This window comes from Sphingomonas sp. NPDC019816 (assembly GCF_050274375.1).
Taxonomy (GTDB): Bacteria; Pseudomonadota; Alphaproteobacteria; order Sphingomonadales; family Sphingomonadaceae; genus Sphingomonas.
In genome coordinates, this window is the sequence record NZ_JBNNOB010000131.1 from 1 (window position 1) to 10543 (window position 10543).

Genomic DNA, 10543 nt, shown 5'->3' on the forward strand with positions numbered 1-10543 from the left:
GCACCGGTGAGCCGGGCGCGACCGTGCAGGTCACCGACGCCAGCGGCCAGCCGATCGGCACCGCCATCGTCGCCGCCGATGGCAGCTACACCATCGCGCTGCCCGCCGGCACCGCCACCGGCCAGTCGCTGAGCGTCACCCAGGCCGATGTCGCCGGCAATGTCTCGCCCGCAACCAATGCGGTCACTCCCGACCTCGCCGCACCCGGTGCGCCGACGGCGACGTTGGGGGTCGATGGCATTACCGTTTCGGGCACCGGCGAACCCGGCGCCACGCTGGAGATCCGTGCGGCCGATGGCACGCTGCTCGGCACGACGACGGTGGCGAGCGACGGCAGCTACAGCGCGACGCTGAGCGGTGCGCAGGCCAATGGCGAGACGCTGACCGTCACCCAGACCGATGCGGGCGGCAACGCCTCGCCCGCCACGACCGTCACCGCCCCCGATACGACCGCGCCCGCCGCTCCGGTAGCGACGGTCAGCGCGGACGGGACCACCCTGACCGGCACCGGCGAGCCCGGCGCGACCGTTCAGGTCAGTGACGCCAATGGCCAGCCGATCGGCACCGCCACGGTGGCCGCCGATGGCAGCTACAGCGTCGCGCTGCCCGCCGGTACGGCCGATGGCCAGGCGCTGAGCGTGACCCAGACCGACGCCGCCGGGAACACATCCCCCGCGACTAGCACCGCGACGCCCGACCTCGTCGCGCCCGGCGCACCGACGCTGACCGTCGCGACCGATGGCACCAGCGTATCGGGCACGGGCGAGGCCGGCGCGACGGTCGAGATCCGTGCGGCGGACGGCACCTTGCTCGGCTCGGCAGTCGTCGCGGCGGATGGCAGCTATAGCGCGACGCTGACCCCCGCACAGGCCAATGGCGAGGCGCTGACCGCGACGCAGACCGACGTGGCCGGAAACATCTCGCCGGTCGCGACTGCCACCGCGCCCGACATCACCGCCCCCGCCGCGCCGATCGTGACGCTGGCGGCCGATGGCGCCTCGGTGTTCGGCAATGGCGAACCCGGCGCGACCGTCCGGATCGTCGATGCCAATGGCACGCTGCTCGGCACCGGCGTGGTCGGTGCGGACAGCAGCTTCACCCTGACGCTGACCCCGCCCCAGGTGAACGGCCAGACGCTGAGCGCGACGCAGACCGATGCGGCGGGCAATATCTCGCCCGTGAGCACGGTCGGCGCGCCCGACGTGATCGCCCCCGACGCGCCGGTCGCGACGGTCTCGGTCGACGGCACGGCCGTCACTGGCACCGGCGAGCCCTTCGCCACCGTCACCATCCGCGCCGCCGACGGCACGGTGCTGGGCACCGCCGTAGTCGCGGCGGACGGCAGCTTCTCCGCGACGCTGACCCCGGCGCAGGCGGATGGCGAGACGCTGTCGATCGATCAGACCGATCGCGGCGGCAACACCTCGCCCGAAGCGACGCTGACCGCCCCCGACATCACCGCCCCCACCGGGCTGATCGCGGCGATCAGCGGTGATGGCAGCATCGTGACCGGCACCGGCGAGGCGGGCGCGACCGTGACCGTCCGCGATGCGAACGGCGCGACCTTGGGCACGGGGGTGGTCGCCGCCAACGGCACCTATAGCGTCACCCTGACGCCGCCGCAGATCGACTCCGAGCCGCTGAGCGTCGTGCAGGCCGACGGGGCCGGCAATGTCTCGACCCCCGTGGCGCTGACGGCGCCCGACCCGACCGCCCCGCTCGCCCCCACCGGATCGGTGATCGACGGCGGCGCGACGCTGGCGGGCACCGGTGAGGCGGGTGCCACCGTCACCGTGCGCAGCCCCGACGGTACGGTGCTGGGCACCGGCGCCGTCGCGGCGGACGGCAGCTTCGCCGTGCCGCTGACCCCGGCGCAGGCCAATGGCGAGACGGTTCAGTTCAGCCAGGCTGACGCGGCAGGCAATGTCTCGCCGAACGTCACGCTCGTCGCCCCCGATGTCACCGCCCCGACCGGGCTGACCGCCGGGATCAGCGGCGATGGCAGCATGGTGACCGGCACCGGCGAGGAGGGTGCGATCGTCACCGTCCGCGATGCCAATGGCGCGACGCTGGGCACCGCCACGGTCGATGCCAATGGCGTTTATATGGTCCAGCTGACCCCGCCGCAGATCGATGCGGAGGCGTTGAGCGTCGTCCAGGCCGATGCCGCCGGCAATGTCTCGGCCCCCGTGCCGCTGACCGCGCCGGACCTGACCGCGCCGCCGGCCCCGACAGGGATCGTGGTGGATGCCGGCGCGACGCTGACCGGCACGGGTGAGGCCGGCGCGACCGTGACCGTGCGTGCCGCCGATGGCACCATCCTGGGCACCGCGATCGTCGCCGCCGATGGCAGCTTTGCGGTGCCGCTCGCGACGCCGCAGGCCAATGGCGAGACGCTGACGCTGGTGCAGACCGACGCAGCGGGCAATGCCTCGCCCATCGTCGCGGTCGTCGCGGCCGACATTACCGCGCCCACCGGCCTGACTGCGACGATCAGCATCGACGGCGCCGTCATGACCGGCACCGGCGAAGCCGGTGCGACCGTCACGATCCGCGATCCGGCGGGCAACGTCATCGGCACCGCGACCGTGGCGGGCGACGGCAGCTATGCCGCCATCCTGACCCCGGTGCAGCTGAACGGCGAAGTCCTGCAGGTGACGCAGGCCGATGCGGCGGGCAACGCCTCCGCCCCGGTCAACCCGATCGCTCCCGACCTGACGGCACCGGCCGCACCGCTGGCCGCGCTGGCGGCGGGCGGGGCCAGCGTCACCGGCACCGGCGAGGTGGGCGCGACCGTCACCGTGCGCGCCGCCGATGGCAGCGTGCTGGGCACCGCGACGGTCGCCGCCGATGGCAGCTTCACCGTCCCGCTGGCCACCGCACAGGTCAATGGCGAGACCCTGACCGTCGAGCAGAGCGATGCGGCGGGCAATATCTCGCCCCAGCTCAGCCTGACCGCGCCTGACATCACCCTGCCCACCGCGCCGACCGCGAGCATCGACGGCACCGGCACGGTCGTCAGCGGCCAGGCGGAGGCGGGCGCGACCGTCACCGTGCGCGATCCCACCGGCGCCGTCATCGGTACCGTCACGGCGGGCGCCAATGGCGACTATGCGGTGGCGATCAACCCGCCCCAGGCCAATGGCGAAGCGCTGACCGTCACGCAGAGCGACGCAACGGGCAATGCCTCGCCCCCGGCATCAGTCACCGCACCGGACATCACCGCACCCAACGCGCCGCTGTTCACCGTCAACGGCACCGGCACCGAGGCCAGCGGCAGCGGCGAGGCGGGCACCACCGTCACTATTCGCGATCCCGCCGGCACTGTGCTCGGCACGGCGGTCGTCGCGGCGGACGGCAGCTTCACCGTGCCGCTCAACCCGGCCCAGGCCAATGGCGGTACGCTCAGCGCGACGCTGACCGATGCGGGCGGCAACGACTCGCCTGTCTCGACGGCACCCGCGCCCGACATCACCGCACCGACACAGCCCGTCGCCGCGCTCGATGTGACCGGGACCATCGTGTCCGGCACCGGTGAGGCCGGCGCGACGATCACCGTGCGGGCGGCGGACGGCACGGTGCTGGGCACCGCGCTGGTCGCGGCCAACGGCACCTATGCCGCGATCCTGTCCACGCCGCAGCTGGACAGCCAGGTTCTGTCGGTCAGCCAAGCGGATGCGGCGGGCAACCCCTCACCCACCATCACCGTCACCGCGCTCGACCAGACGGCACCGGCCGCCCCGGTGGCGACCATCTCGGCGGATGGCGTGACCCTGACCGGCACGGGCGAAATCGGGGCGACGGTGACGATCACCGACCCGGTCGGCGTCGTCATCGCCACCGCACCGGTGGCGGCGGATGGCAGCTTCACGGTCACCCTCACCCCGCCGCTGGTCAACGGCCAGCTGCTGACCTTGACCCAGGCGGATGCGGCCGGCAACGTCTCGCTGCCCGGCACCACCGCCGCACCCGATCTCGTCCCCAACGACACGCCGGGGGCACCGACCGCGACGGTGGCGCTCGATGGCGCCAGCGTGACCGGCACCGGTCTGGCGGACACGACCATCACCGTCCGCGATGCGACCGGTGCCATCATCGGCACCACCACGGTCGCGGGTGACGGCAGCTATACCGCGACCCTGACCACCCCGCTGATCAATGGCGAGACGGTGCGCGTGACCCAGACGGATGCGGAGGGCGATGTCTCGCCGCCCGCCACCGCGCTGGCACCCGATCTGACCCCGCCCGCCCTTCCGACCGCCGCGATCGACGCGACCGGGACGGTGGTGACGGGCACCGGCGAGGCGGGCGCGACGCTGACCGTCACCGATGCCGGCGGCGCGGTGATCGGCACCACCATTGTGCTGGCCAATGGCAACTATGCCGTGGTCCTCAGCCCCGCCCAGATCGACGGGCAGGCGCTGTCCGTCATCCAGACGGACGGTGCGGGCAATCCCTCGCCGAGCGCGGGCGTCACCGCGCCCGACCTGACCGCGCCGCTGGCCCCGGCGGGCACCGTGTCGCTCGACGGCACGACGCTGACCGGTACGGGTGAGGCCGGTGCGACCGTCACCATCCGCGATGTCGCCGGGACCGCGATCGGCACCGCCGTGGTCGCCGCCGATGGCAGCTTCACCGCGACGCTGACCCCGGCGCAGGCCAATGGCGAGCTGCTGACGCTGACCCAGGCGGATGCGGCGGGCAATGTCTCGGGCGTGGCACAGGCGCTCGCGCCCGACATCACCGCGCCGGTCGGCCTGACCGCCGCGATCAACGGCGCGGGTACGCTGGTGACCGGCACCGGTGAAGCCGGGGCGATCGTCACCATCCGCGATGCCGGCGGCACCATCCTCGGCACCGCGATCGTGGCGAATACCGGCACCTATGCCGCGCTCCTGACCCCCGCGCAGCTCGATGGGCAGGTCCTGAATGCCACCCAGGTCGATGCGGCCGGCAATGCCGGGGCACCGGCGGCCGTCACCGCCCCCGACCTGACCGCGCCACAGGCACCGGCGGGCACCGTGTCGCTCGACGGCACGACCCTGACCGGTACGGGTGAAGCGGGGGCCACCGTCACCATTCGCGGTGTCGATGGCACCGTGATCGGCACCGCGCTGGTGGCCGGCGATGGCAGCTTCACCGCGACGCTGACGCCGACACAGGGCAATGGCCAGCTGCTGTCCCTGACCCAGGCCGATGCCGCCGGAAATGTCTCGGGCGTGGCACAGGCGCTGGCACCCGACTTCACCATCCCGGTCGGGCTGACCGCCGCGATCAACGGCGCGGGTACGCTCGTGACCGGCACCGGCGAGGCGGGCGCGACCGTCACCATCCGCGATGCCGGCGGGACGGTCCTCGGCACGGCGGTGGTCGCGGCGAACGGCACCTATGCCGCCGTCCTGAATACGCCGCAGATCGCCGGTCAGGCGCTGACCGCGACGCAGGCCGATCCGGCGGGCAATGCCGGGGCCCCCGCCCCGATCACCGCACCCGACCTGACCGCCCCGCTGATCCCTGTCGGTACCATCTCGACCGATGGCACGACGATCACGGGCACCGGCGAAGCGGGGGCCACCGTCACCGTTCGCGGTGTCGACGGCACGGTGCTGGGCACCGCCGTAGTGGCGGGCGACGGCAGCTTCACCGCGCCGCTGACCCCGGCGCAGGCGAACGGCCAGCTCGTCTCGCTGACCCAGGCCGATGCGGCGGGCAATGTCTCGGGCGTCGGACAGGCGCTAGCACCCGACATCACCGCGCCGATCGGGCTGACCGCCGCCATCAACGGCGCAGGGACCCTGATCACCGGCACCGGTGAGGCCGGGGCGACCGTCACCATCCGCGATGCGGGCGGCACGGTGCTGGGCACGACGGTGGTCGCCGCGAACGGCACCTATGCCGCCGTCCTGACCACGCCGCAGATCAACGGCCAGGCCTTGACCGCGACGCAAGCGGACGCGGCGGGCAATGCCGGGACTCCGGCCCCGGTCACCGCGCCCGATCTGATCGCGCCGCTGCTCCCGGTCGGTACCATCGCCGGCAATGGTACGATCCTGACCGGCACCGGCGAGCCGGGTGCGACCGTCACCATCCGCAGCGTCGGCGGCACGGTTCTGGGCACCGCCCTGGTCGGCGGCGATGGCAGCTTCACCGCCACCCTCACCCCGGCCCAGGCGAACGGCCAGATCGTCTCGCTGACCCAGGCCGATGCGGCGGGCAACGTCTCGGGCGTGACGCAGGTGACCGCGCCGGACATCACCGCCCCGATTGGCCTGACCGCCGCGATCAACGCCGCCGGCACGCTCGTGACCGGTGCGGGCGAAGCGGGGGCGACCGTCACCATCCGTGATCCGGCCGGTACGATCATCGGCACGACGGTGGTCGCTGCCAACGGCACCTATGCCGCGATCCTGACCACGCCCCAGCTGAACAGCCAGACGCTGAGCGTGACCCAGGCCGATGCGACGGGCAATGTCTCCACCCCCGCCACGGTCGTCGCCCCCGATCTCACCGCGCCGCTGGCACCGGTCGGGATCGTGGCGACCAACGGCACCTCGATCACCGGCACCGGTGAGGCGGGCGCGACCGTCACCATCCGGGCCGCCGACGGCACGGTGCTGGGCACGGCGGTGGTCGCGGCGAACGGCACGTTCACCGCGCCGCTCAGCCCGGCCCAGGCCAATGGCCAGATCGTCTCGCTGACCCAAGCCGATGTGGCGGGCAATGTCTCGCCGATCGGAACGGCGACCGCGCCCGACATCACCGCCCCGGTCGGCCTGACCTCGACGATCAACGGGCTCGGCACGGTGGTCACCGGCACCGGTGAAGCGGGGGCGACCGTCACGGTCCGCGATCCGCTGGGCAATGTGATCGGCACCACGGTCGTCGCCGCCAATGGCGGCTACACCGCGACGCTGACCACGCCGCAGGCCAATGGCCAGTTGCTGCAGGTGACGCAGGCGGATGCGGCGGGCAATGCCTCGCTGCCCAATGCGGTGCGCGCGCCCGACATCACCCCGCCGGCCGCGCCGATCGGCTTCGTCAACGGTACCGGCACGGTCGTGACCGGCACCGGTGAGGCGGGCGCCACGGTGCGCATTCTCGACCCGCTGGGCCAGCTGGTCGGCACGGCGGTGGTCGCCGCCAATGGCAGCTTCAGCGCGACGCTGACCACGCCACAGGCCAATGGCCAGGCCCTGACGCTCAGCCAGACCGATGCGGCGGGCAATGCCTCGGGCACGGTCACGGTCAATGCGCCGGACATCACCCCGCCGGCGGCCCCGACCGCCGTCATCGATCCGACCGGCTCGGTCATCACCGGCAGCGGTGAGCCGGGCGCGCGGATCGAGGTGCGCAACGCGGCGGGGACGCTGATCGGCACCGGCACGGTGACGGCGGGCGGCCTCTATGCCGTCACGCTGACCAGCCCGCAGGTGGCGGGCCAGGCACTGGGCGTCGGCGCGCGCGACACGGCGGGCAATCTGTCGCCCTCGACGGCGGTCACCGCCCCGTTCGACATCAGCGCCTTCGACAATACGGCGATCGCGCTGGTCGACCTGAACCCGGTCCAGACCAACCAGAATGCGGGCACCGCCAACTATACCGCGCTCGTCTCGCTGGGCCTCATCAACCTGAATGCCCAGGTGCTGGCCGTCCCCAACGTCCAGTTCACCGTCCAGCCGGGTCACACGCTGGCGACGACCTTCACTTATGACGCGACGGCGAATGTCGGCGTGGCCAGCGGTTACTCGGTCGTCATCCAGCGGTTCAACGGCACCAACTGGGTGGCGGTGAATGGCGGCGGCAACAGCTCGCTGTTGCAGGTGGGTCTGCTCAATGGCGACCTGGTCGCCACGGCGGACCTGGGGCCGGGCCAGTACCGCGCCTTCGTCACCTTCGACAATACGGCGGGGGTCGGCCTGCTCGGCAGCCTGAACGTCCGGGGCGTCGACTCCGACTTCACTGATGTCGCCTCGGCCGTGCCCGCCCCGGTCAGCGGCAACGTGATCACCGATCCCGGCCCCACGGGGCAGATCGACGTGGTCAGCCCGCAGACCCGGGTCGAAAGCGTGACGCTGAACGGCGTGACGACGCAGGTGACCGTCGACGACACGGTGGTCACCGGCCAATGGGGGACGCTGATCATCGATCGCGATGGCAGCTATACCTACACCCCCAATGCCAATGCGGCATCGATCGGCAAGGTCGACAGCTTCACCTACACGCTGCTCGACGCCAGCGATAACGAGCGTGAGAGCGCCCGCCTGACCATCTCGATCGGCAGCCCGGACATCACCGGCGCCCCGATTGCGGTGAACGACACCGCCATCGCGACCGCCAACTTCACCAATGTCGTGGTCAACCGGCCGGCGGTGGTGGACTCGTTCTTCTCCACCCCGGCGGTGCCGCTGCTCGGCTCGGCGCAGACGACCCGCGTCAATGATAGCTTCACCGTCGACGCCAATTCCAGCTCGACCGTCACGCTGTCGGCGGTCACCACATCGGCGCTGGCGGTCCTGCCCAGCTACACCATCACCGTCACCAATTCGGCGGGCACGGTGGTCGGCACCGCGTCGGGCACCGCCGTCGCCGGGGTCGGCGGGCTGATCGGCAGCGGGATCAGCGTGACGCTGAACAACCTGGCGTCGGGTACCTACAACTATACCGTCGTCGGCACGAACGGCGCACCGCTCCAGCTCAACACCAATGTCTATGTCGCCGAGACGGTGACCCGGCTGAACGAGTATAACCCGCCGGTCACCACACCGGTCAGCGGCCAGCTGACCGCGAACGACACGCTGGGCAGCCCGTTCATCGGCATCAAGGTGCTGACCGCCGCCGGCTTCCAGGAGGTCGGGGAGACGCCGATCACCCTGACCGGCGCGCATGGCCAGCTGGTCGTCAACGAGACCGGGGGGTACACCTATACCCCGATCGGCGTGACCTATTCGGCGACCGATCCGATCGACAGCTTCACCTAACAGCTGATCCAGCCCGACGGCCAGTTCTCGACCGCGCGACTGGATGTGGCGGTGAACATCAACAACGGCGTGGCACCGGTCTTCCCGACCGCCACGGTCACCGCGCTGTCGGCCGATGCCTCGCTGACGCTCGATGCCGATGTCGTGCCGCTGTCGCTGGCGGCGGACCACACGACCCAGGCGGACACACCAACGCTCGATCAGGGGGATGCCCGCCTCGCCTTCTCGCTGATGGAAGGACAGGGCGACTGCATCGAGGATGTGCTGGGCCGTTATCTCGACAACCAGGAAACCGTAACGGAATCAGCAACAGCAAATGACAATACGGACTTCACCCACGCCGCTACCGATACCAGCATAAGTGCCCCGATTATGGACGACCCCCTGTCGTACCTGACCGTTTCGGTCGATCCCGATCAGGAGAAACTGAGCACCATGCATATTCTGTGACCATCACCGTCATTGGTCCGGAAACGGACTTGATTATGGGTGCCGAAACCGCTCCGTTTCGGCACCTATTTTGTTGAAATAAAACAGCTTAGCCGAATGTAGCGGCCAAGCGGATTAACGGGGCGATCGATGACGGGACGGCGGCAGGGACGCTACCAGGATCGAGGAAAACGGGCTTGGCGAACCGCCGGCGCCCTTCTTGTCATGGCCTCGATCGCCACTCCGGTTAGCGGTAATTCCACCCCCGTCACCATGGAACGCGCGATGCAGGAGGTGCTGTCCTGGCACCCCACGGTCGTGCAGGCCGCCTCCACGCTCGATGCGCGCGGCGAGGATGTGACGGTGGCGCGCGCGGGCTACCTCCCCCGCATCAGCGCCGGGGTCGGCAGCGGCTATGACAGCCGGATCGGCAACATCTGGCGCCCCCGGCCGCAGGTCTCGGCCTCGCAGATGCTCTTCGATTTCGGCAAGGTCGCCAGCGCGGTCGACTATGCCCGTGCCGGCACGCGGCTGGGCCGCGCCGACATGCTGCTGGCGATCGACGGGCTGATCCGCGAGACGGGCTATGCGATCGTCGAGGTGCAGCGCAACGCCGCGCTACGTGCCGTCGCACTCGAGCAATTGTCGCGCATCCAGGAGATCAGCGCGCTCGTCGAAAAACGTTTCGGCAAGGGTGCGACCACCCGCTCCGACACCCTCCAGGCTCAGTCGCGCGTCGCCGCCGCGCAAGCCTCGCTGACCCGGATCGAGGCGGAGCAGCGCCGCTGGACCACCAGCCTCGCCTTCCTGCTGGGTCGCGATACCGCACCCATCGTCGATCCCGATGTGCCCGACTGGCTGATGCGCAGCTGTCGCCAGGCGGCCCAGGTCGACTGGGCCGACATCCCCGTCATCATGCGCGCCAAGGCGCAATATGAACAGGCCACCGCCGAACAGCGCCGCGCGCGCGCCAATCGCCTGCCGACGGTGGCGCTGGCAGGCGATGCGGCGGCGGACATATCCTCGCCCTTTTCCGACCGCAGCATCTATAATTTCGGGCTGAACGTCAGCAGCGACGTGTTCGGGGGCAGCGCGGTGCGCGCCCGCGTGCGCGGCGCCGACTACGCCCTGCGCGC

Annotated in this window: 3 protein-coding genes; all 3 read left to right on the plus strand. The window is 71.1% G+C overall.

Features of this window, described 5'->3' with window-relative positions:
• A partial coding sequence (locus ACQKJZ_RS15650) for a BapA/Bap/LapF family large adhesin (protein ID WP_427732181.1) occupies positions 1 to 8978 on the plus strand: 8978 nt, incomplete at its 5' end.
• A 51-nt stretch (positions 8979 to 9029) separates the two neighbouring features.
• Positions 9030 to 9428 carry a hypothetical protein gene (locus ACQKJZ_RS15655; RefSeq protein ID WP_427732183.1) on the plus strand — a complete coding sequence of 133 codons (399 nt, stop codon included), beginning with the start codon at positions 9030 to 9032 and terminating at the stop codon, positions 9426 to 9428.
• A 204-nt stretch (positions 9429 to 9632) separates the two neighbouring features.
• The coding region (locus tag ACQKJZ_RS15660; RefSeq protein ID WP_427732185.1) for a TolC family protein at positions 9633 to 10543 on the plus strand (911 nt) is incomplete at its 3' end.